We start from the raw sequence: 17,350 nt of genomic DNA, 5'->3' as shown, positions 1-17,350 counted from the left end.
ACCCGAGGTCAAGGTCAACACTGGAACCCAATCTTGGCCGCGACGTCAGGAGAGATAGGGTCAGACAGACAGGAGCAGACCATGCATGTCATCAAGGTGAGCGGAATGAGTTGCAGCCACTGCGTGAGCGCCATCGAGGCCGCGGTCCTCAAGGTCGATGCCCGCGCCCGGGTGGAAGTGGACCTGAAGGCGGGCGAGGTCCGCATCGAAAGTGCCGAGGTGGACGCGCCCTTCCGCGCAGCCATCGAGCAGGCGGGTTACAGCGTCGCTGGCTGAGTGGCGGCGCCCCAGGCCGGGCCTACTGCCAGTCGCGGACGATGGCGCGGAAGAAGGTGGTGAAGACCTGGTCGGCCGCCAGCAGCGGGGCGAAGGTCTGGTCGTCGCGCAGCAGGTCGGAGAGGGCGCCGAGAAACAGGCTGTGCAACAACCGGCTGGCCAGTTGCGGCGTCACGCCGGGCTGCAGGCGTGCGGCCTGGGCGGTGAAGAGGTCATCGGTGATGCGGATGAACTGTCGCAGGAACTGCAGATCGCGTTCCTCCGCCTCGCGCAGCTCTTCGGTAAATTCGCAGCGGTGCAGCATGATGGTCATCACCCGCTGCTCGCGGCCGGGGCGGGTGAATTTTTCCAGGCCCTCGATGCACAGCTTGTAGAGCCGCCGCAGGCTGTCCTCCTCGCCATCGACGCGCAGACGCTCGGTCAGTTCGTCGGCCGGGATCCTTATCTGGCTAAGCATTTCGTGGAACAGGTGCGCCTTGTTCTGGAAATGCCAGTACACTGCACCCCGGGTGACTCCGCATTCGCGGGCGATCATTTCCAAGCTGGTACGCGCCACGCCATTGGTCAGGAACAGGGCTTCCGCCGCATCGAGAATGGCTTGGCGGGTCTGTTCGGCTTCTTCTTTCGTACGGCGCATGGGCGTTCTGACTGGCAGTGGGTCTGTCCCGCAGTTTAGCGCGCCTCGGCACTTTTACAAACATGATTGTATGTAACTGCGCGACACTTCCGCTTCCTTCGGATCAGGCTTCATGACCTTTCGCTTATTGTTGATTCTCGGGGCCCTCTCGGCCTTCGCTCCCTTCGCCATCGACATGTACCTGCCCAGCTTCCCCTCGCTGGCGCTGTCGTTCGCGACCGACATCGAACACGTGCAGCTGAGCCTGGCGGTGTATTTCGCCGGCCTCGCCAGTGGCCAGTTGTTCTATGGCCCGCTGGCGGACCGCTTCGGCCGCCGCTTGCCGCTGCTGATCGGCATCGGCCTGTTCTGCCTGGCCTCGCTGGGCTGCGCCCTGGCGCCGAGCCTGCCCTGGCTGATCGCCGCGCGCTTCGTCCAGGCCCTGGGCGGCTGCGCCGGCATGGTGATTGCCCGCGCCGTGGTGCGCGATCTCTGCGAGCCGATAGCGGCGGCGCGGGCCTTCTCGCAGATCATGCTGGTGACCGGCATCGCCCCCATCATCGCGCCCTTCGCCGGCAGCCTCCTGCTGAGCACCTTCGGCTGGCAGGCGATCTTCGTCAGCCTCGCCCTGTTCGCCGCCGCCTGTGGCGCCGCCGTGGCGCTCTGGCTGCCGGAGTCGCTACCTGCTCATCACCCGCGGGCGCCGCTGAGCGGGGCCTTGCGCAACTACCTGCGGCTGCTGCGCGATCGCAGTTTCATCGGCCATACCCTGACCGGTGGTATCGCCATGGCCGGCATGTTCGCCTACATCTCCGGCTCGCCCTTCGTGCTGATCGAACTCTACGGCGTGGCGCCCGAGCACTATGGCTGGGTATTCGGCCTCAACGCGGCCGGCTTCATCCTGCTCGGCCAGGTCAATGCCCGGTTGGTGGTGCGCCAGGGGCCGGCCTTCTGGTTGCGCCGAGCGGTGCTGGCCTATGCCGCGGCGGGGCTGATCCTGCTGCTGGTCGGGGCCTTCCAGCCCAAGGCGCTGCCGGTGCTGATGATCCCGCTGTTCTGCGCCATCGCCCTGCTCGGCGGCATCGTGCCCAACGCCTCGGCCTGCGCCCTGGCCGGGCAGGGCGCCAACGCCGGTAGCGCCTCGGCGTTGATGGGCAGCCTGCAATTCGTCCTGGCGGCGCTGGCCTCCGCCAGCGTTGGCGCCCTGCACAACGGTACCGTGGTGCCCCTGTGCGCGGTGCTGGCGCTCTGCGCCGTGTCGAGCGCCTTGCTGGCGCGCTGGACCCAGCGCCAGGCGACGGCCTGAGTCGGGAGTGGATTTTTTCAGGCCAGGCGGGTCAGATAGGCGAACCCCACATTCCCAGGGACGCCGACATGACCTTCGCCTACTGGTGCATCTTCCTCGTCTACCTCGTGCCCTATGGCGCGGCCTACTACGCCAAGTTCAAGGGCAATGGCTTCACGCCCGACGACAACCGGGATCCGCGCAGCTTCCTCGGTAAACTGGAAGGCGCCCGGGCGCGGGCCAACGCGGCCCAGCAGAATGCCTTCGAGATCAATCCGCTGTTCGCTGCGGCGGTGATCGTCGCCCACGCCACCGGGGGAGCCGCGCAGGGCACCATCAACTTCTGGGCGTTGCTCTTCCTGGCCAGCCGCATCGCCTACACCTGGCTGTACATCCGCGACCATGCGACCCGTCGCTCGCTCGTGTGGGCCTTTGGCTTCTTCTGCTGCTTCTGCCTGTTCATCGCGGCCGCCTGAGTAGGCCTCCAAGGCGTCGCTGGTCTTGACCGGCGGCGCTGGTTATCGCTTCATTAGCGCCCTATCTTTCCGGCCGGTCGCCGCCATGACGTCTCCTTCGCCCGCCCAGCAGGTGCTGGCGCACTTCGCTCAACTCGCCCGGACCCGCGGCTATACCCTCGACGCGGCGCAGCAGGCGGCCATCGACCGCCTGGCCGCGCTCGCCGATGACCTGCTGCGACCGCGGCTGCTGCGCCGCCACAGTGCGCGCAGCCTCTATCTTTGGGGACCGGTGGGGCGCGGCAAGAGCTTCCTGCTGGATGGCTTCTTCGCCGCCCTGCCGTTCGCCGAGAAGCGCCGGGTGCACTTCCATGCCTTCTTTCGCGAACTGCACGAGCGGATGTTCCGTCAGCCGCCGGGTGGCGATGCCCTGGCGGCCAGCCTGGACGAGCTGCTGGAAGGTTGCCGGCTGCTGTGCTTCGACGAATTCCATGTGCACGACATCGGCGATGCCATGCTCATCACCCGGCTGTTCAAGGCGCTGTTCAGTCGCGGCGTGGTGCTGGTGACCACTTCCAACTATCCACCCGAGGGGCTGCTGCCCAATCCGCTGTACCACGAGCGCTTCCTGCCAGCGATCCGGCTGATCGAGACGCGCATGGACATCCTCTCGGTGGCCGGGCCCCAGGACTATCGCAGCGCCAGCCCGGCCGAGCCCGATCCCTTCGGCATCGGTGCCTATCTCTGGCCGGGCAGCCCGGAGCAGCGCCAGGCGCTGGGACTGCCGCCGGTGGGCGATGGGCGGGTGCAGGTGCCGGTGGGACATCGCCACCTGCCGGCGCTGGGTGCGGCGGATGGCCTGCTGCAGTTCAGCTTCGCCGATCTCTGCGAAGGCCCTACCGCGGTCCTCGACTACCTGACCCTGAGCGAAACCTGGCCGCGCTGGCTGCTCGATGAAGTGCCGCCCCTGCGCGAGGCCAGCCCCGCCGCCCGGCAGCGTTTCATCAACCTGGTCGACGTGCTCTACGACCGTCGGCTGGCGCTGTTCCTGGTCAGCGCCGCGCCGCTCGACGAGACCCTGGCCGACAGCGACATCGCCGACATGTCGCGCACGCGCAGTCGGTTGTCGCAGCTACAGCAGATCGGCCCGGATTAGGTTCTGTACGAAAAATAGCTGCGCTCGGTGATGCTTCGTTGAAAAAGGCCTGGGACGCCAGCCCCACCTAGGCGGCCCCGTCGCAATGCTCATTTACCGCGCGTAAACTCGAGCGCTAGTCCGATCCGCTTCCTCAGCCTTTTTCGCGGGGCCGCCTAGGCCTCGCCTGACCTTCGCTCGGCGATTTTTCGTACAGAACCTAGCGCTGCAGGCGCAGCCTGGCACTGGCCAGATGCCAGCGACGCTGCTCGGCCGCGGCGCCGTCGACGTCGTTGACCCGGCGTACCTGATAGCTGCCGGTGAAGGTCTGGCGGGTGCCATCCTCCAGTCGGGCCTTCACGGTCACCGGGACGCTGACGTACAGCGAGCCCGCCGCGCCCTCCACCGGGCCGGGCTGGCCGAGCGTTACCCGTACGTCACGGGTCTTGGCATAGCCCTGGCGGAATCTCTCGTAGGAGTTGCCGGGCTGGCCGTCGTCGCCCCACAGCTGCCAGGCGGTGCCATAGTCGCGGGCATCCAACGCCCGGTAGTAGCGCTGGACCACCGCTGCCGCGGCCTCGGCGCTGCTGGGCAGCGGGCCGCAGCCGGGCTGCTTGGTCGCTTCGGCATCGCCGAACAGGGCGCAACTGCGGGCGATCTCGTCCTGCATCAGGGCGCAGCTGTTGGCGGCGTTGCAGGGCGGGTGGGTGGCCGGGGAAAGGGCGCGGCAGGTGCTGGCCAGCGCCTGGGCCGGTTTCTGTCCCAGTTCCTGGGCACAGCTGCGCTCGGTGGCGGCCAGGCCGGGGGTAGCGAAAGGCAGGAGCAGCAGGGGACTGCAGAGCAGCCAGCGCGGGATCATGGGCGATCTCCTTGGGTAAAGCGGCAGCCTAGCAGGCTAGTACGGGGGTAGGAAAAAGCGACGTGACGGTCATCCGTCGTCTGGTCACTACCCTGACGTAAAAACGTCATCCAGCCGGCGCAGGGTAGGCGGACCCCGTGTCGGAGTCCGTGCCATGTCCTCGTCCAGTCCGTCCGCTGCCTTGTCACCACTTGCCCATCCGCTGCGCAGCTCGCGCAAGCCGGGCCCGCTGCGCATCCTGTTGTTCATCGCCCTGCTGCTGATCGGCCTGGCGGTGACCCTGGGCGGTATTCATAACGACGTCAGCGATGCCAAGTCACCGCCCACCACCTGGCTGCCCTTCGCCGGCCTGGCCCTGGCCCTGGTGATCGCCCTGGGCTTCGAATTCGTCAATGGCTTCCATGACACCGCCAACGCCGTGGCCACGGTGATCTACACCCATTCGCTGCCGCCCAACGCGGCGGTGCTCTGGTCCGGCTTCTGCAACTTCCTCGGGGTGCTGTTCTCCAGTGGCGCGGTGGCCTTCAGCGTCATCGCCCTGCTGCCGGTGGACCTGGTGGTGGAGATGGGCGCCGGCAAGGGTTTCGCCATGATCTTCGCCCTGTTGATCGCCGCCATCCTCTGGAACCTCGGTACCTGGTGGCTGGGCTTGCCGGCGTCCTCTTCCCACACCCTGATCGGCTCCATCATCGGTGTCGGCCTGATGCACGCCTGGCTGGGTGGCCTGGACGGCAGCAGCGGCGTGGACTGGGGCCAGGTGGCCAAGGTCGGCTATGCACTGCTGTTCTCGCCGCTGATTGGCTTCGCCTGCGCGGCGGTACTCCTGCTGCTGCTCAAGCGGATCGTGCGCGACCGCACCCTCTATCAGGAGCCCAGGAGCAGCGAGCCGCCGCCGCCGTGGATTCGCGGGCTGCTGATCCTGACCTGCACCGGGGTGTCCTTCGCCCACGGCTCCAACGATGGCCAGAAGGGCGTGGGGCTGATCATGCTGATCCTGGTCGGTGCCCTGCCGACCGCCTATGCGCTGAACCGGGCGGTCCCGGCCACCGCCACGCCGGCCTTCGCCGCGGTCGCCGAGGTCACCGCCAGCGGTCTGCGCCAGGCGGCGCCCCAGGCCGCCCCGGCCGATCCCCATGGGGTGCTGCTGGAATTCGTGCGCAAGCGGCAGAGCACTCCCGAGGTGATGCCGGCGCTGGCGGCCATCACCGACGACATCGCCCGCGAGGTGCGCCAGTACGGCGCCCTCAACAACGTGCCTGCGCAGAGCATGCCCAACGTGCGCAACGCCATGTACCTGGCCTCGGAGTCCATTCGTCTGCTGGAGAAGGAGCACCTGCCGGGCCTGGCACCCAAGGCGCAGGAGGATCTCAGGGAATTCAAGCGACAGATCGACCAGGCCACCCGCTTCATCCCGCTGTGGGTGAAGGTAGCGGTGGCCATCGCCCTGGGCCTGGGCACCCTGGTCGGCTGGCGGCGGATCGTCGTCACCGTCGGCGAGCGCATCGGCAAGACCCACCTGACCTACGCCCAGGGCGCCTCGGCCGAGCTGGTGGCCATGGGCACCATAGGGGCGGCGGATGCCTTCGGCCTGCCGGTTTCCACCACCCATGTGCTCTCCTCGGGGGTGGCCGGCACCATGGCCGCCAACGGCTCGGGGTTGCAGTGGGCCACGGTGCGCAACCTGCTGCTGGCCTGGGTGCTCACCCTGCCGGTGGCCATGGCGCTGTCGGCGTCACTCTACTGGCTGCTGGTGCAGGTGTTCTGACACTGCCTCGGTCAGGCAGCGGCGTAACAGGGCGACGGCTGGTAGATCACGCCCGGCGTGGCGGGTGATGACCTGGAGCTCGCGGTGGAAGGTGAGGGCGCCGAGCGACAGTCGCCGTACCCTTGGATGCTCCAGCCAGAGGCCGGCGCAGGGCACCAGGGCCACGCCCAGGCCGCGCTCCACCATCTTGACGATGGCGTCGAGTTCGTCGAGTTCGAGCACCTGGCGCACCGTCAGGCGTTGCTCGCGGAGGAAGGCGCTGACCCGGCGTCCGCCGAAGGAATGGCGGTCGTAGCGGATGAAGGGCTGGGTCTCCAGCAAGCGGAGCGGATCGTCACCCGGCAGGTCGGGTGGGGCGATCAGCACGAAGGGTTCCTGCAGCAGGGCGGTGGCGTGCAGTTCCTTGGGCAGCTCGAAGGGTGGGCGGATCAGGACGGCCAGATCCAGCTCGCCGGCGTCCACCTGGCTGAGCAGGCTGAGCGATACCCCGGGAACCAGACGCGGTTCCAGTCGCGGTGCGCGCTGGCGCAGCCGCACCAGGGTGCCGGGCAGCAGCCCGGTCTGGACGCTGGCGATGGCGCCGATGCGCAGTTCGCCCTGGATCTCCTCGCCCGCGCCGACCCCGGCCATGCGGGCATAGGTGGCGAGGATCTCCTCGGCCAGCGGCAGGGCGCGGCGGCCGGCGGCATTGAGCAGGGCGCTGCGACCATTGCGGTCGAACAGGCTCACGCCCAGGTTCTGTTCCAGCACGCGGATCTGGGCGCTCACCGCCGAGGGTGTGAGACCCACGTGCAGGCCCGCCGCGGCGAAGCTGCCATGGCGGGCCACGGCGAGCAAGGTCTTGAGTTCGCGCAGCATGGCCGGCACCGGAGGAAGAAGGGGAGGGCACTGTAGCGGGCCCGAACGTCGAGCGACAAAATTTTCATCGCTCGCAGGCAATAAAATACGCTTTTTCCACAAGAAAACCTGGGGTGAGAATGACCGCAGCCCACCTCAACAGGAATTCGCACCATGGCCCTGTCGCCCTTCCACCTCGCCATCCCCGTCTATGACCTGGCCGCAACCCGACATTTCTACGGCGAAGTCTTCGGCCTCGCCGAAGGCCGCTCCAGCGATCACTGGGTCGACTTCGATTTCTACGGCCACCAGCTGGTGATCCACGAGCATCCCAAGACCGCCTCCCAGGAAGAGGCCCACACCAACGCCGTGGACGGCCACAACGTGCCAGTACCGCACTTCGGCATCATCCTCGGCTGGGACGAGTGGGAGGCCCTGGCGGATCGGCTGCGGGCGCGCGAGACGAAGTTCGTCATCGAGCCCTACATCCGCTTCAAGGGCCAGGTGGGCGAGCAAGCCACCATGTTCCTCTTTGATCCCTGTGGCAACGCCCTGGAGTTCAAGGCGTTCAAGGACATGAGCCAGCTGTTCGCCAAATAGCGGCGCTGGGCCGCGCGCCGTTTCGCCGCGACCGGAATCGCGAGAATTCCGGCGCCTCCTTCCCGCTAGTGTCTGCCCGCTGGTGACCCCTTTGGAAACCACGAGCCCCGTTGGCAGCTCCTCTCCCGCGACTCTCGAACGGTGGCCCGGTCCACTGGGCGAACGGTTGCCGGTGAGCGAGGGCAAGGTCCTTCCTCCGGCGCCCAGCCCTGGCCAGGACGCTTTCCCCGGCGACCGGCTGGCGTGGCCGACGGCTACGCCAGCCTTCGGCCTCTCCTGGCTATCGCCGGAGGCTTGCCCCAGGCCACCTAGGGCCACTGGGCAGACCACCGCCGGGCATCCCGGCCGCCCCCGTTGCCCCACCGCGCCAGGCGTACCGCCCGGCGGGTGACGTCCTCGGCCGCACCCTCCACGAACTGACGGCAACGCCACGGTTCGATCTCGCCCACCACGCCTGAAGCCTCACGGATCGGCGCAGCAGACGCCGACCGTCCTCTCCTTGTCCCACCCCTGCCGAGCAACGTTCCCATCACCAAAGGATACGTCCATGTCTCGCGTGCTCTCTTCCGCTCCGCTCGCCGCCCCCGTTGCCCTCGCCGACGACGAACGCCTGGCCCGTCGCGCGGCCACCGCCGCCGCCACCGGTACCGCCATCGAGTACTATGAATTCGGCGTCTATGGCTTCATGGCCGCCTTTCTCGGACCCTTGTTCTTTCCCGGTGACGATCCCACCGCCGCGCTGCTGGCGGTCCTGGCGGTATTCGGCAGCGCCTTCCTGGTGCGGCCCCTGGGCGGAGTTCTGCTCGGCCGACTGGGGGATCGACACGGCCGGCGCCTGGTGCTGCTGGTCACCGTGATCGGCATGGGCCTGGCGACCGCCGGCATCGGCCTGCTGCCGACCACCACCCAGGCCGGCTTGCTGGCACCGGTGCTGCTGGTCGCGCTGCGCCTGGTGCAGGGTTTCTTCGCCGGCGGCGAGGTGATCGGCGCCGCCGCCTTCGTCGCCGAGTCGGCGCCCCAGGGTCGGCGTGGCTTCTTCGGTGCCTTCACCCCAGTGGGCGTCGCCCTGGGCGGGGCGCTGGCCGCCATCGTCTGTGGCGTCACCACGACCCTGCTCGGCACGGAAGAGATGCAGGCCTGGGGCTGGCGCCTGCCGTTCCTGCTGGCCCTGCCGCTGGTGGCGCTGTCGGCAGTGCTGCGGCACAACGTCGAGGAAACTCCGGCCTTCCAGCGTTTCCTGGCCCAGGCCCAGCCGCCCAAGGCGCCGGTCCGGGAGGTGCTCGCCGAGCAGCGTCCGGCGGTGCTCAAGGTCATGCTGCTGGCCCTGGGGCAGAATGCAGGCTACTGGGTCGGGCTCATCTTCATGAATCTCTACCTGACCACCCACCTCGGCTATCCCGAGGCCCAGGTGTACTGGATCATGGCGGGTGTCAGCCTCTGCGCGGCGCTGATGATGCCGTTCTGGGGCGGGCTGTCGGATCGCCTGGGCCGGCGGCGGGTACTGACCCTGGGCTTCGCGGCCTATGTGGTGCTGGTGATTCCGATGATGCTGCTCATGGCCCAGGGCAACATCTGGCTGGCCGCCCTGGCGGTGCTGGTGGCTGCGTTGCCGATGCCCATCGTGCAGTCGGTGGGCTATCCCACCTATGCCGAGCAGTTTCCCACCCGGGTGCGCTACACCGGGATGGCCATCGCCATCAACCTCGGCGCCATCCTCGGCGGTGGCCTCACGCCCTATCTGGCGACCTGGCTCATGGCCCAGACCGGCAACCTGCTGATGCCGGGATTCCTGCTCGCCACGGCTGCGGTCATCGGCCTGCTGACCCTGCGCCTGGTGCGGGAAACCTCGAAGGAGGCGCTGCGGTGACACCGGCCGAGTTGCGTTCCCGGATCGCCAGGGGCGACTGGACCACGCCGACCGCCGGGGTGCTCGATGACTACCAGCAGGCCAACCTGGTGATAGTGCCGCAGGCCCAGGCCTATGCGCTGCTACTGTTCTGCCTGCGCAACCCCAGGGCCTGCCCGATCCTGGCGGTGGGCGATGCGGGGGACCCGCGGGTGCCCCTGCCCGGGGAGGTGATCGACATCCGCACCATGCTGCCACGCTATCGCGTCTGGCAGCAGGGCCGGCTGGTCGCCGAACCTACCGACATCGAAGCCTACTGGCGCGACGATGCCGTCGCCATCCTGCTGGGTTGCAGCCATACCTTCGATGCGCCCCTGCGCCGCGCCGGGATCCCGGTCAGTACCGCGGCGCCGCCGGTCTATACCACCACGAGAGCCAATGTGCCGGCCGGCCCGCTGGGAGGCCAACTGGTGGTGAGCATGCGTCCGGTCCCCCGGACGCGGGTCAGCCAGGCGGTGCTGGTCACCGCTCGCTATCCCAGCGGGCACGGGGCGCCGGTCCAGATCGGCGATCCCGCGGCGCTGGGCATCGCCGATCTGCAGGCGCCGGACTTCGGCGTGGTCCCCCCGCTGGGCGCCGACGATGTACCGGTGTTCTGGGCCTGTGGGGTGACGCCGCAGCAGGTACTGCCGCAGCTGGGAGGTGCCTATGCCATCTCCCACTATCCTGGCCATATGCTGGTGCTGGATCAGCGGCCGGAGGCCTTCGGGTAGATCGCCGGCGTTCCGCACCGCGGCAGGCTCCGTGGCGGACGTTTGCGGGCAGGCGACCGGACGGCGGGAGGATTGCTGGCCGAAGCCTAGGCAAATGCCCGTCCAGCCGCCATCCTTGCAGTCTCGCCTGTCGCCTGGTTCCCGTCATGAATGCCCGCCAGCCGTTTCTCGATCCCTATCACCAGACCATCCGCCAGCTGTCCGATCGCATCGTCGCGGCCCAGGCGCCGATTCGCATCCTCGATGCGGTGAAGTGGGACGAGGGCGTGCGCCAGGGCTTCCTGGAGGGCAAGGGCAAGCGCCTGCCAGCGGTGGATCGCGCCTTCTACGAGGGGCGGCCGCTGGGCTTCGACGGCGATGCGCTCAAGGGCGAATTCCAGAGCATCGAGCGGGAGGTCACCCGCCAGCTCGGCCAGTTCAATCCGGTCGGGCAGATCATGAGGCGCATGTGCCGAGAGTACCGCATGGTGATCCGCATGCTGCAGGCGCGCGGCACCCCGGATTTCGGCCTGATCTCCCAGGAGCTCTATGGTGCGGCCTCGGATGCCTTCCACGCCGGCGATCCGACCCTGGCCGACCTGGGCATGATGATGTCCAGCTACCTGGACAACATCGCCCACCGTGGCGCCCTAGAGGACGAGCCCAAGACCCTGACCGCCAAGGACGCCGTGCCCATCCTGCAGGCGCGGCTCAACCGGGTGTTCGGCGAGACCGAGGGCACCATCCGGGTGTTCGAGTCCGATGGCATCGTCGCCGATGCCGCGGCCGGCGCCGACTACATCAAGGTGCGTGCCGACGCCCTGTTCAACGAGCGCGACGTGCGTGCCCTGGAGGTCCACGAGGGCCTGGTCCACGTCGGCACCACCCTCAACGGCCAGAATCAGCCCATCTGCACCTTCCTGGCCAAGGGCCCGCCGTCGTCCACCGTGACCCAGGAGGGGCTGGCGATCCTCATGGAGGTGATCGCCTTCGCCTCCTATCCGACCCGGCTGCGCAAGCTGACCAACAGAACCCGCGCCATCCACCTGGCCGAGGACGGCGCCGATTTCCTCGAGGTCTTCCGCTTCTTCCAGGAGCAGGGCTACGACCTGGAATCGGGCTACCAGAACGCCAGCCGGGTGTTCCGCGGCTCGACGCCCACCGGGCTGCCCTTCACCAAGGACCTGTCCTATCTGAAGGGCTTCATCCTCATCTACAACTACATCCAGCTGGCGGTGCGCAAGGGCAAGCTGGAGCAGATCCCGCTGCTGTTCTGCGGCAAGACCACCCTGGAGGACATGCGCATCCTGCGCCAGCTGGTGGACGAGGGCGTGGTGGTGCCGCCCAAGTACCTGCCGGCGCAATTCCAGGATCTCAATGCCCTGGCGGCCTGGATGTGCTTCTCCAACTTCCTCAATCACCTGAGCCTGGATCGGATCGAGGCGGACTACGCCAACATTCTCTAAGCCCCTATCCAGGCTTTAGGCCCCACCATGAAAAAGCCCCGGCGGACCGGGGCTTTTAGCTAGCAGCGCAGCATCGTCGGCATCACTCGCCCTTGAAGGCGGCGGCGATGCTGGGTTCGCTGTCACCCGCGCGCTCCGGCACGTGGGCCAGGGCGCGGTTGAGGGCGCCGCAGGCTTCCAGGCCACTGGCGCGGGCGATGGCTTCGGCCACGGCGCTGCCGGGGATGGTCTCGTCGCGCAGCAACTGCTCGGTGATGTCGTCCAGCGCTGGCTTGAGCTCGGTGATTAGCGCCAGGCAGCGATGGTCCAGGCTGTGCAGCAGCTGGTCGGCGGCGGCGATGCTGGGCGCGGCGTCGAAGTCGATGCCGGCGTCGCGCAAGGCCTGCAGGCTGAGCAGCGAACCGCTGGGGCCCATGCCCAGCGAGGCGACCATGGACAGCGCCAGCTTGGAAGCTTCCTGCAGGTCCTGGGCGGCGCCCGAGGAGACCTCGTTGAAGTACAGCTGCTCGGCGCAACGACCGGCCAGCAGCATCTGGATGCGGCCTTCGAGCTCCGACTTCAGGTGCAGGCGCTTGTCTTCGGTGGGGGTGATCAGGGTGACGCCCAGGGCCTGGCCGCGGGGCAGCAGGGTGACCTTCTCCACCCGGCCGACGTTGAGCACGGCGGCGACCAGGGCATGCCCGGCCTCGTGCACGGCGATGCGGGTGCGCTCGGCCGAGCCCAGGGGGGTGACGCCGACGGGTTGCTCGCCGATGCGGCAGGTCTCGATGGCTTCGACGAAGTGGGCCATGGTCACGGCGCTGGCGTTCTCGCGAGCGGCCAGCAGGGCGGCATGGTTGCTGATATAGGCGATGGCCGCCGGGGTCAGGCCCACGGTGCCGCGGGAGAGGGCGGCCAGGTCCAGTTCGCCCTGGCAGGGCAGCTTGCCGGCATAGAGCTCGAACAGCGCGCGGCGGTCTTCCAGGCTCGGCAGCGGCACGGCGATGGTGCGGTCGAAGCGGCCTTCGCGGCGCAGCGCCGGATCGAGGGAATCGGCGAAGTTGGTGGCACCCAGCACCAGCACGCCGCTGGTGCCGTCGAAGCCGTCCAGCTCGGTGAGGAACTGGTTGATGATGCGGTTGGCCTCGGCATCGCTGGAACGGGACTGCTCGGCGCGGCGGCCGATGCCGTCGATCTCGTCGATGAAGATGATGCAGGGCGCCTTCTTGCGCGCGGTGCGGAACAGCGACTTGACCTTCTGGATGCCGACGCCGAAGAACATCGAGGAGAAGTCGCTACCGGTCACCTGGATGAAGTGGGCGTTGCACTCGGTGGCCAGGGCCTTGGCCAGCTGGGTCTTGCCGGTACCTGGTTCGCCGGTCAGCAGCACGCCCTTGGGCGGACGGGCGCCGAGGGCGGCGAAGGCTTTGGGATTGCGCAGGCAGGTGGTGACGTCTTCCAGAGCCCGCTTGGCTTCGGCGGCGCCGACCACGTCCTTGAAGGAGATGCCGGTGCCCTTGCGGTGCAGCTTGAAGGGGCTGGCGAAGCGCAGCGCCAGGGGCACGGCGAGCAGCAGCAGGAGCAGGTAGCCCGGCAGGTTGATCAGCAGGGCATCCAGCCAGGCATGGCGCTGGCCGGCTTCGTTCCAGGTCGCCACCGGGAACTGCGGCTCGCCCTGGGCGGCGTAGTCGGCCAGCAGCAGGTTGGCGATGCGACCGCCATTGTCCGCCACGGCATAGTGCTCGCCACGGGCGGTGTCTATGTAGAGGGTGTGATCACCGATCACGGCGCCGCTGATGGCCTTGGCGCGCAGGTCGGCCAGCAGCACGGAAAGGTCACGTGGCTGCTGGGTCCAGTGTTCGGGGGCCTGTTGCACGCTGGCGAGCATGGCGGTGGCGGTCGGCGCCGGGGTGGTGGGCTTGAGCCACAGCCAGCCGGCCAGGCTGGTGGCGGTGACGAGGGCGAGAGCACCAGCGATGAAGCGGCGCGGATACTTGGCAAAGACGGACTTCTTCATTCACATACCGTTAGGGTCGGAGCGACATCGGACGCGGACTCCCGGATTATCGGCCTGTGGCGGCGGGGGTGAACCTCGGTTCGGCGGAAAACGATGAGTGGACTCACCATCCGTCGAGTATCGTCACACTTTCGGCCTTTGCCGCGGTCCGCAAGGCCTGGTTGTTTTGCGCCAGATTTCAAGGAGTAGCCCACGCCATGCCCGAATGCCTGGATTGCCGCCAGGGCCTGCCGGTACTGCCGGAGGCCTTGCTCGAACGTCTGAGAGCGGCCGACGAAGTGCTGGTGCTGACCGGCGCCGGGGTCTCGGCGGAGAGTGGCATCGCCACCTTCCGCGAGGCGCTCACCGGGCTCTGGGCACGCTTCGATCCCGCCGAGCTGGCCACGGCGGAGGCCTTCAGCGAGGATCCGGCGCGAGTCTGGAGCTGGTACGAGTGGCGTCGCGCCCAGGTGCTCGCGGCCCAGCCCAACCTGGCCCATCGGGCGCTGGCTGAATGGGCGCGCCGCCATGGGCGACTGCGGCTGGTCACCCAGAATGTCGACGACCTGCACGAGCGGGCCGGCAGTCGCGACGTCATCCATCTGCACGGCAGCCTGCAGGCGCCGCGCTGCTTCGAGTGCGCGCGGCCGCTGGCCACACCGCCACTCGCAGATGCCGCGGAGCGACTGGTGGCGCCGCCGGCGTGTCCTGACTGCGGCGGCCTGGCGCGCCCCGGGGTGGTCTGGTTCGGTGAGCCCCTGCCGAGCGACGCCCTGGCCAGCGCCTGGGCCCTGGCCGAGCGCTGCGACCTGTGCCTGGTGATAGGCACCTCGGGGCTGGTGCAGCCGGCGGCCAGCCTGCCGGGGGTGGCGCGTCAGCAGGGCGCGACGGTGGTGCGCCTCGATCCACAGCCGGCGGCGGACTTCCGTGATGACTGGCAGCTGCTGGGCGCTGCGGGAGAGATCCTGCCTGCGCTGCTCAGGCAGCTCTGAGTGGCGGTTCCGATGAATTAATGCAGCGCCTGGCCGCCGGTGCCCAGGGCATCCAGGGTGCGCTTGAGCGCGGTGTAGGCCTGACGCTGCTCGTCGTCCTCGGTGAGCAGGCCATCGAACAGGGTGGCGACCAGCGCCGGATCCTGGGCGACGAAGCGGTCGATGAGGATATCGTTGTCCTGGCGGCCGGCGGTGATCAGCAGCACGGCGAGCTGGGCGACATAGCGCGCCGCCAGCGGATAGGCCTTGAGGAAGACCTTGAAGGGTGCGTCGGCCAGGCCGGGGGCGAAACCCTTGGCGAGGCCTTGCTGGGCGGCGGCGATGGCCTGGCGGACGGCGTCCTGCCAGTTGCCGGCGGTCACCGCGCCAGCCGGCAAGGCCCGGCGCATCTGGCCGAGCAGGCTGTTGAGAAAGATGCGGCGGTTGGCCTGGTAGTCATGGTCGGTGTCGAGCAATTCGCCACGGATCCGGTTGAGGACCCGGTCGTCTTCGGCATCGGCGCTCACCGCCTGCTTGAACGCCAGGGTCAGCTCGCGATCCAGCAGGCCGGGCTTGCGGCCTTCCAGCTCGGCTTGCAACAGGGGGCCGCTGGAGTCGGCGAAGAAGAAGCGCTCGGCGTGGGGCGCCAGGCGCTCGCGCAACCGTGGCCAGAGCTCCGCCGCGAACAGCTGTTCGGCCGTACCGCCGGAGACGATGACGCGGTGCTGCGGGGCCTCGGCCAGATAATCGAACAGCGCGGGGGTGTCGAGCGCGGTGCGGTCGACGATGAGATAGCGGTGCTTCACGGCAACTCCTGAATACGACGGCCGGCCCGGTCGAGGGACGGCGGAATGGTCGTTAGTCTATAGGAAGGCGGGAACGCTTGGCCCGGCCTTTGGCCTAATCAGCAGGGTGCAGCCCGCGACACCCCCTTCCTTTCGCGGCAGGAGGACATACAGATGCGCAAGACCCCGCTGATCCTCGCCCTGGGCGCCGCCCTGGCCTTGGTGGCCGGCCCGAGCCTGGCTGCCAGTAGCAACGACGCCGGAGTGACCGGCAATGGCATCGGCGCGCCCGGCAGCTCCAATACCAGCAACCGCGACAGCGCCGACGATACCTCCAACGCCACGCCGTCCACCCAGAAGAAAGCCAGCAAGACCCCGGCTACCAAGACGCAGCAGAAACGCGAACTCAACGATTGAGGATCATGAAAAAGGCGCCTTGCAGGGCGCCTTTTCGTCGTTGCAGCGGAATGGCTTCAGGAAGCGCGGGTGTAGCGTACCTGCCAGTCGAGTCGCTCGTGGGTGGCCCGTTCGATCCGGGCGCGGCTGTCGCAGATGAAGGCCTCGAGCAGCGAATTGTCCAGCAGGTCGACCCGGGCGATGCGCCGCTGCAGCAGCGCCGTACCGTTGGGCGCATAGACCTCGACATTGAAGGTTGCCGGATCCTGGGCGGTCATGGCGCACAGCATCGGTTGAAAGGCGCCCTTGATAATGGTGTTCGCATCCGTGAACTTCAGCGGCTCGGCCATCGCACTCACTCCTGTCAGCTATACAGCTTCGACCGATTCTTGCGGTACCCGTTCGACTTTCGCCACCACCGGCCGGCAGATTTGTGATGCAAACGGTGGCCGCCAGGCCCTGGGAGACGATCGGTCAGTTGATGAGCGTGCCGAAGGCCTTGTCGGCCTCGATGACCTCGGGCAGCTCGTCAAGCAGATGATCCAGGTCGACGCCCTCCAGCAGGGGGTTGGCCAGCGCCGCCTTGGCCGGCTCGTTGATGCCGCCGTGGCGGCGCAGCACGAAGGATACCAGGCGAGCCTGGGCAACCAGCCGCGGCAGGGTGGGGTCGTCCGGCGCGTCCTGGGGATGCAACTGGTAGGCGATGGCATGCTGGATCACCACCGGCAGCTGCCAGCGACGCGCCAGCTCGGCACCGACCTCGGGATAGCCGAAGCCGATGGGCTCGGACCCCGCCAACGGACCGCGTTGTTCGGCGTCGATGCGCGCGGCGATGTCGGGCGCGGCGGTCTTGATCAGCAATTCGCCGATGCTGTGCAGCATGCCGCAGGTGAAGGCCGTCTCCGGCTCGGTACCGGCCTGGCGGGCGAGCACGCGACAGACGCTGGCCACGTCGAAGCTGTGTTGCCAGAAATCCCGGGGATCGAAGCTGGGGTTGTGGCGGAACGCGGCGGTCACCGCGGAGGCCAGGACCAACGTGCGCAGGGCGTCGAAGCCGAGGCGGATGGCGGCGCCTTCGATGCTGGTCGAAGGCCGGACGCCACGGAAGCGCACCGAGTTGGCGAGGCGCAGCACCTTGGCCGACAGCACCGGATCCAGGGCCAGGTTGCGGGCGACGTCTTCGATGCTGCTGTCGGGATCGTCGAACTGCTGGATGAGCTCCTGCGCTACCTTGGGAATGCTGGGAAGGGTATGCAGATGATCGAACAGAGCATCGATTTCCATGACGGCGCCTGGATTGTTCTATACCGGTAGAGAGGGCTCGCGTTCAG

Annotated in this window: 18 protein-coding genes; 11 read left to right on the top strand and 7 right to left on the bottom strand. The window is 68.1% G+C overall.

All coding sequences use genetic code 11. The features are described 5' to 3' along the window. The first annotated feature begins 81 nt into the window (after positions 1 to 81). The gene (locus ACYJP6_RS06700; protein ID WP_459474259.1) at positions 82 to 276 is read left to right on the top strand and encodes a heavy-metal-associated domain-containing protein; all 195 of its coding nucleotides are present in this window, start codon (positions 82 to 84) and stop codon (positions 274 to 276) included. Positions 277 to 298: 22 nt separating this feature from the next. On the opposite strand, the gene ACYJP6_RS06695 is transcribed toward ACYJP6_RS06700, so the two are convergent. Beyond that, positions 299 to 913 carry a TetR family transcriptional regulator gene (locus ACYJP6_RS06695; protein ID WP_459474258.1) on the bottom strand — a complete coding sequence of 205 codons (615 nt, stop codon included), beginning with the start codon at positions 911 to 913 and terminating at the stop codon, positions 299 to 301. Between the two features lie 112 nt (positions 914 to 1,025). On the opposite strand from ACYJP6_RS06695, the gene ACYJP6_RS06690 reads away from it, so the two are divergent. From ACYJP6_RS06690 to zapE, 3 genes are all read left to right on the top strand, one after another. Further along, positions 1,026 to 2,198: a multidrug effflux MFS transporter gene (locus tag ACYJP6_RS06690; RefSeq protein ID WP_459474257.1), complete on the top strand. Its 1,173-nt coding sequence runs from the start codon at positions 1,026 to 1,028 to the stop codon at positions 2,196 to 2,198. A 68-nt stretch (positions 2,199 to 2,266) separates the two neighbouring features. Then, complete coding sequence (locus ACYJP6_RS06685; RefSeq protein ID WP_459474256.1) at positions 2,267 to 2,653, top strand: MAPEG family protein; 387 nt, start codon at positions 2,267 to 2,269, stop codon at positions 2,651 to 2,653. An 85-nt stretch (positions 2,654 to 2,738) separates the two neighbouring features. Beyond that, entirely contained in the window at positions 2,739 to 3,788 is a 1,050-nt protein-coding gene (zapE, locus tag ACYJP6_RS06680; protein WP_459474255.1) for a cell division protein ZapE, read from the top strand. A gap of 199 nt (positions 3,789 to 3,987) precedes the next feature. On the opposite strand, the gene ACYJP6_RS06675 is transcribed toward zapE, so the two are convergent. Then, positions 3,988 to 4,626, bottom strand: a complete 639-nt coding sequence (locus ACYJP6_RS06675) for a hypothetical protein (protein ID WP_459474254.1) — start codon at positions 4,624 to 4,626, stop codon at positions 3,988 to 3,990. Positions 4,627 to 4,780: 154 nt separating this feature from the next. On the opposite strand from ACYJP6_RS06675, the gene ACYJP6_RS06670 reads away from it, so the two are divergent. Next, positions 4,781 to 6,391, top strand: coding sequence for an inorganic phosphate transporter (locus ACYJP6_RS06670; RefSeq protein WP_459474253.1), 1,611 nt, complete (start codon positions 4,781 to 4,783; stop codon positions 6,389 to 6,391). Here ACYJP6_RS06670 and ACYJP6_RS06665 read toward each other — a convergent pair. Continuing rightward, the gene (locus ACYJP6_RS06665; RefSeq protein ID WP_459474252.1) at positions 6,359 to 7,249 is read right to left on the bottom strand and encodes a LysR family transcriptional regulator; all 891 of its coding nucleotides are present in this window, start codon (positions 7,247 to 7,249) and stop codon (positions 6,359 to 6,361) included. The two genes, ACYJP6_RS06670 and ACYJP6_RS06665, sit on opposite strands and share 33 nt — an antisense overlap. A 153-nt stretch (positions 7,250 to 7,402) precedes the next feature. Here ACYJP6_RS06665 and ACYJP6_RS06660 point away from each other — a divergent pair, with 153 nt between their 5' ends. The 4 genes from ACYJP6_RS06660 (at position 7,403) to ACYJP6_RS06645 (ending at position 11,892) form a co-directional block, all read left to right on the top strand. Then, a complete protein-coding gene (locus ACYJP6_RS06660; RefSeq protein WP_459474251.1) occupies positions 7,403 to 7,828 on the top strand; it encodes a VOC family protein in 426 nt (141 codons plus the stop codon). A gap of 547 nt (positions 7,829 to 8,375) precedes the next feature. Further along, the gene (locus tag ACYJP6_RS06655) at positions 8,376 to 9,695 is read left to right on the top strand and encodes an MFS transporter (protein WP_459474250.1); all 1,320 of its coding nucleotides are present in this window, start codon (positions 8,376 to 8,378) and stop codon (positions 9,693 to 9,695) included. Then, positions 9,692 to 10,447 carry a D-glutamate cyclase family protein gene (locus tag ACYJP6_RS06650; protein ID WP_459474249.1) on the top strand — a complete coding sequence of 252 codons (756 nt, stop codon included), beginning with the start codon at positions 9,692 to 9,694 and terminating at the stop codon, positions 10,445 to 10,447. Before ACYJP6_RS06655 ends, ACYJP6_RS06650 begins: the two co-directional genes overlap by 4 nt. A gap of 146 nt (positions 10,448 to 10,593) precedes the next feature. Beyond that, the gene (locus tag ACYJP6_RS06645) at positions 10,594 to 11,892 is read left to right on the top strand and encodes a flavohemoglobin expression-modulating QEGLA motif protein (RefSeq protein WP_145010372.1); all 1,299 of its coding nucleotides are present in this window, start codon (positions 10,594 to 10,596) and stop codon (positions 11,890 to 11,892) included. Positions 11,893 to 11,974: 82 nt separating this feature from the next. On the opposite strand, the gene ACYJP6_RS06640 is transcribed toward ACYJP6_RS06645, so the two are convergent. Then, positions 11,975 to 13,888 carry an AAA family ATPase gene (locus ACYJP6_RS06640; protein ID WP_459474248.1) on the bottom strand — a complete coding sequence of 638 codons (1,914 nt, stop codon included), beginning with the start codon at positions 13,886 to 13,888 and terminating at the stop codon, positions 11,975 to 11,977. A 197-nt stretch (positions 13,889 to 14,085) separates the two neighbouring features. Here ACYJP6_RS06640 and ACYJP6_RS06635 point away from each other — a divergent pair, with 197 nt between their 5' ends. After that, a complete protein-coding gene (locus ACYJP6_RS06635; protein WP_459474247.1) occupies positions 14,086 to 14,859 on the top strand; it encodes an SIR2 family NAD-dependent protein deacylase in 774 nt (257 codons plus the stop codon). A gap of 17 nt (positions 14,860 to 14,876) precedes the next feature. Here the strand turns inward: ACYJP6_RS06635 and ACYJP6_RS06630 are convergent, their stop codons facing one another. Then, entirely contained in the window at positions 14,877 to 15,644 is a 768-nt protein-coding gene (locus ACYJP6_RS06630) for a hypothetical protein (protein ID WP_459474246.1), read from the bottom strand. A gap of 153 nt (positions 15,645 to 15,797) precedes the next feature. Between ACYJP6_RS06630 and ACYJP6_RS06625 the strand changes: the two genes are divergently transcribed. Further along, a complete protein-coding gene (locus ACYJP6_RS06625) occupies positions 15,798 to 16,040 on the top strand; it encodes a hypothetical protein (RefSeq protein ID WP_459474245.1) in 243 nt (80 codons plus the stop codon). Positions 16,041 to 16,096: 56 nt separating this feature from the next. Here the strand turns inward: ACYJP6_RS06625 and ACYJP6_RS06620 are convergent, their stop codons facing one another. Both ACYJP6_RS06620 and ACYJP6_RS06615 read right to left on the bottom strand, forming a co-directional pair. Further along, positions 16,097 to 16,369, bottom strand: a complete 273-nt coding sequence (locus tag ACYJP6_RS06620) for a hypothetical protein (protein WP_007162578.1) — start codon at positions 16,367 to 16,369, stop codon at positions 16,097 to 16,099. A 124-nt stretch (positions 16,370 to 16,493) separates the two neighbouring features. Then, positions 16,494 to 17,303: an HDOD domain-containing protein gene (locus tag ACYJP6_RS06615; protein WP_459474244.1), complete on the bottom strand. Its 810-nt coding sequence runs from the start codon at positions 17,301 to 17,303 to the stop codon at positions 16,494 to 16,496. Between the last annotated feature and the right edge of the window lie 47 nt (positions 17,304 to 17,350).

The organism is Pseudomonas sp. No.117, from assembly GCF_054558395.1.
The sequence above is the reverse complement of the archived record's forward strand: the minus strand, read 5'-3'. Positions and strand labels throughout refer to the sequence as shown.

Bases quoted from the DNA above. Each gene is read 5' to 3' on its own strand.
- ACYJP6_RS06700 (WP_459474259.1), top strand. From the start codon at position 82: ATGCATGTCATCAAGGTGAGCGGAATGAGTTGCAGCCACTGCGTGAGC.
- ACYJP6_RS06695 (WP_459474258.1), bottom strand. From the start codon at position 913: ATGCGCCGTACGAAAGAAGAAGCCGAACAGACCCGCCAAGCCATTCTC.
- ACYJP6_RS06690 (WP_459474257.1), top strand. From the start codon at position 1,026: ATGACCTTTCGCTTATTGTTGATTCTCGGGGCCCTCTCGGCCTTCGCT.
- ACYJP6_RS06685 (WP_459474256.1), top strand. From the start codon at position 2,267: ATGACCTTCGCCTACTGGTGCATCTTCCTCGTCTACCTCGTGCCCTAT.
- zapE (WP_459474255.1), top strand. From the start codon at position 2,739: ATGACGTCTCCTTCGCCCGCCCAGCAGGTGCTGGCGCACTTCGCTCAA.
- ACYJP6_RS06675 (WP_459474254.1), bottom strand. From the start codon at position 4,626: ATGATCCCGCGCTGGCTGCTCTGCAGTCCCCTGCTGCTCCTGCCTTTC.
- ACYJP6_RS06670 (WP_459474253.1), top strand. From the start codon at position 4,781: ATGTCCTCGTCCAGTCCGTCCGCTGCCTTGTCACCACTTGCCCATCCG.
- ACYJP6_RS06665 (WP_459474252.1), bottom strand. From the start codon at position 7,249: ATGCTGCGCGAACTCAAGACCTTGCTCGCCGTGGCCCGCCATGGCAGC.
- ACYJP6_RS06660 (WP_459474251.1), top strand. From the start codon at position 7,403: ATGGCCCTGTCGCCCTTCCACCTCGCCATCCCCGTCTATGACCTGGCC.
- ACYJP6_RS06655 (WP_459474250.1), top strand. From the start codon at position 8,376: ATGTCTCGCGTGCTCTCTTCCGCTCCGCTCGCCGCCCCCGTTGCCCTC.
- ACYJP6_RS06645 (WP_145010372.1), top strand. From the start codon at position 10,594: ATGAATGCCCGCCAGCCGTTTCTCGATCCCTATCACCAGACCATCCGC.
- ACYJP6_RS06640 (WP_459474248.1), bottom strand. From the start codon at position 13,888: ATGAAGAAGTCCGTCTTTGCCAAGTATCCGCGCCGCTTCATCGCTGGT.
- ACYJP6_RS06635 (WP_459474247.1), top strand. From the start codon at position 14,086: ATGCCCGAATGCCTGGATTGCCGCCAGGGCCTGCCGGTACTGCCGGAG.
- ACYJP6_RS06625 (WP_459474245.1), top strand. From the start codon at position 15,798: ATGCGCAAGACCCCGCTGATCCTCGCCCTGGGCGCCGCCCTGGCCTTG.
- ACYJP6_RS06620 (WP_007162578.1), bottom strand. From the start codon at position 16,369: ATGGCCGAGCCGCTGAAGTTCACGGATGCGAACACCATTATCAAGGGC.
- ACYJP6_RS06615 (WP_459474244.1), bottom strand. From the start codon at position 17,303: ATGGAAATCGATGCTCTGTTCGATCATCTGCATACCCTTCCCAGCATT.